1 pseudogene is annotated in these 239 nt (G+C 35.1%); it reads right to left on the bottom strand.

Annotated features, from left to right (window positions below):
• Positions 1 to 39 precede the first annotated feature (39 nt).
• A pseudogene (locus AC6UDG_RS07845) lies at positions 40 to 239 on the bottom strand (hypothetical protein); the annotation flags it as partial.

Genomic DNA, 239 nt, shown 5'->3' with positions numbered 1-239 from the left:
ATACTATGCTATCGATAAACACAGTAAATTGCAAGTAAATTATTCATTTGCGACCTTATTTGCATTTGCTTCAAGATCTAACTCTAACTTTAGCGAATTATCCTTAAAGTCGTCAACTAAACTTTGCCCCTTAGAAACGTATTTTCCAACCGTTCTCCCAGTGATACTAACAAATTCAATTGTTTTAGCATCAACCACTTTTACAGAGTCATAATGGCCTTCTTCCGCTGCATCTAGAT

Source organism: Fructilactobacillus sp. X2R1C1 (genome assembly GCF_059901435.1).
The sequence above is the reverse complement of the archived record's forward strand: the minus strand, read 5'-3'. Positions and strand labels throughout refer to the sequence as shown.